The organism is Simplicispira sp. (genome assembly GCF_028687295.1).
GTDB classification, from domain to species: Bacteria; Pseudomonadota; Gammaproteobacteria; order Burkholderiales; family Burkholderiaceae_C; genus Simplicispira; species Simplicispira metamorpha.
The window spans coordinates 1-2747 of sequence record NZ_JAQUAL010000235.1 but is presented as its reverse complement, the minus strand read 5'-3'; the positions used below and the strand labels follow the sequence as shown (position 1 = coordinate 2747).

Genomic DNA, 2747 nt, shown 5'->3' with positions numbered 1-2747 from the left:
CTGGCCATGGCCACCATGGACACCATCAAGCTGTTCGGCGGCGAGCCGGCCAACTTCCTGGACGTGGGCGGCGGTGCCACCCCCGAGAAGGTCACCGAAGCCTTCAAGATCATGCTCAAGAACGACAAGGTCAAGGGCATTCTGGTCAACATCTTCGGCGGCATCATGAAGTGCGACACCATCGCCACCGGCGTGATCACTGCCTGCAAGGCCGTGAACCTGAACGTGCCGCTGGTCGTGCGCATGAAAGGTACCAACGAAGAGCTGGGCAAGAAGATGCTGGCCGAATCCGGTCTGCCCATCATCGCCGCCGACACCATGGCCGAAGCGGCCACCCGGATCGTGGCGGAAGTCAAGTAAGAAGCCCGGAGAACACACATGTCGATCTACATCAACAAAGACACTAAGGTCATTACCCAGGGCATCACGGGCAAGACCGGCCAGTTCCACACCGAAAAGTGCCAGGAATACGCCAACGGCAAGAACGCCTTTGTCGCGGGTGTGAACCCCAAGAAGGCCGGTGAGTCGATCTTCAACATCCCGATCTACGCCTCCGTCAAGGAAGCCGCCCAGCAGACCGGCGCCACCGTCTCGGTGATCTACGTGCCGCCCGCAGGCGCTGCCGAAGCCATCTGGGAAGCCGTGGAAGCCGATCTGGACATGGCCATCTGCATCACCGAAGGCATTCCCGTCAAGGACATGCTGATGGTGCGCAACAAGATGAAGGCCAAGGAAGCCGCTGGCGGCAAAAAGACGCTGCTGCTGGGCCCCAACTGCCCCGGCATCATCACGCCCGATGAAATCAAGATCGGCATCATGCCCGGCCACATCCACCGCAAGGGCCGCATCGGCGTGGTGAGCCGCTCGGGTACGCTGACCTATGAAGCCGTGGCCATGCTGACCGAAGTCGGTCTGGGCCAGTCCACTGCCGTGGGCATTGGTGGCGACCCCATCAACGGTTTGAAGCACATCGACGTGATGCGCGCCTTCAACGATGACCCCGATACCGACGCCGTGATCATGATCGGTGAAATCGGTGGCCCCGATGAGGCCGAAGCCGCCCTGTGGTGCAAGGCCAACATGAAGAAGCCTATCGTTGGCTTCATCGCTGGTGTGACTGCCCCTCCCGGCAAGCGCATGGGCCACGCTGGCGCGCTGATCTCGGGCGGTGCCGATACCGCCGATGCCAAACTCGCCATCATGGAAGAGTCGGGCTTCGTCATCACGCGCAATCCCTCTGAACTGGGCAAGCTGCTCAAGGCACAGCTGAAGTAAGCACGCCACAGCACCCAGGCCCGCCCTGGGCGCTCCCACCAAAGCGCCTGCGGTCTTTGTGCCTCAGGCGCTTTGCCCGTTGTGGGGGCTGGCCTGCCATGGTGTGAAGTCTGCTCGCCAGGGGTGGGTGCTCGTCTATGATGCAAGCCGCCACGCGAGCCATACCCAGCCAGCGTGGTTCGTGGCCGCGTTTTGTGCTGCGGGGCCTCGGCCTACACACCCTTTGCGGGAATCCAGAAACCTTGGGCTGCAATAACACATGAAGTATGAATTCAGCGCCCGCACCGACCGCGGTCGGGTGCGCGCCAACAATGAAGACGCTGTCAGTGTGGATCGCCAGGCCCAGGTGGCTGTGCTGGCCGATGGCATGGGCGGCTACAACGCTGGCGAGGTGGCCAGCAGCATGGCCACCCAGTTCATCCGCACAGAAATGGTGCGATGGCTTGCGCAGGCGCGCCGACCCGGGCGCGACGTGCGCCGTGCGCTGGAGATTTGTGTGGAAAACGCCAACCTTGCCATCTTCGATGCCGCCCAGGAAAACGCCCAATATGCTGGCATGGGCACCACGCTGGTGGCAGGCGTTTTTCAGGACGAACGCCTCACGCTGGCGCACGTGGGCGACTCGCGCTGCTACCGCCTGCGTGCGGGCCAGCTCACGCAAATCACGCGCGACCACTCGTGGCTGCAAGAGCAGGTAGATGCTGGCCTCATTACCCCGCAGCAAGCGGCGCAGTCAGGGCAGCGCAACCTCGTCACCCGGGCGCTGGGCGTAGAAAATACGGTGCAAGTGGAAACCAACGAATTCCAGGTGCAGCCACAAGACCTGTACCTGATGTGCTCCGACGGACTGAGCGAGATGTTGGGCCATGCCGACCTCACCATCCTGACCGCAGCCGACGTCCCGCTGGACGACAAGGTGCAGCGCCTCATTGATGCCGCCAATGCCCGGGGCGGGCGCGACAACATCAGCGTGGTGCTGGTGCAGGCCGACAGCAGCGCCGTTCCCCGCAAACGCGGCTTGGTATCGCGGCTGCTGGGCTCGGCGTGAGTCCGGCAGCTGGCAACCCCCACCCTTTCATGCAAACCATGCAACCCCCCACCCGCAGGAACAGGCCATGCCCAAACTGATCGTCTCGATCGATGGTGTAGTCATCAAAGAATTGCAGCTCACCAAAGAGCGCACCGCGCTGGGTCGGCGCCCGTACAACGACATCGTGATCGACAACCTCGCCATCAGCGGTGAACACGCCGTGCTGCACATGCACGCCCAGGGCGTGGAACTGGAAGACTTGGACAGCACCAACGGCACCTACGTCAACGGCAAAGCCGTTCAGCGCCAATGGCTGCACGGCGGCGACACCATTGAAGTGGGCAAATACAAAATCCGCTTCCTCAACGAGGCCGAAGCCGAAGACTACGAAAAAACCATGATCGTCAAGCCCGGCATGGTGCCCCCGCCGCTGCCACCGCGC

At 62.5% G+C, this 2747-nt stretch carries 3 protein-coding genes and 1 pseudogene; all 4 read left to right on the top strand.

The features are described from left to right. Positions 1-360, top strand: a pseudogene (gene sucC / locus PHX69_RS16075) (succinate--CoA ligase subunit beta); the annotation flags it as partial. 18 nt (positions 361-378) lie between these two features. Further along, the gene (gene sucD, locus PHX69_RS16070; RefSeq protein ID WP_119014721.1) at positions 379-1275 is read left to right on the top strand and encodes a succinate--CoA ligase subunit alpha; all 897 of its coding nucleotides are present in this window, start codon (positions 379-381) and stop codon (positions 1273-1275) included. 259 nt (positions 1276-1534) lie between these two features. Then, positions 1535-2323, top strand: coding sequence for a Stp1/IreP family PP2C-type Ser/Thr phosphatase (locus tag PHX69_RS16065; protein WP_119014722.1), 789 nt, complete (start codon positions 1535-1537; stop codon positions 2321-2323). Positions 2324-2390: 67 nt separating this feature from the next. Beyond that, a partial coding sequence (locus PHX69_RS16060) for an FHA domain-containing protein (protein WP_288045143.1) occupies positions 2391-2747 on the top strand: 357 nt, incomplete at its 3' end.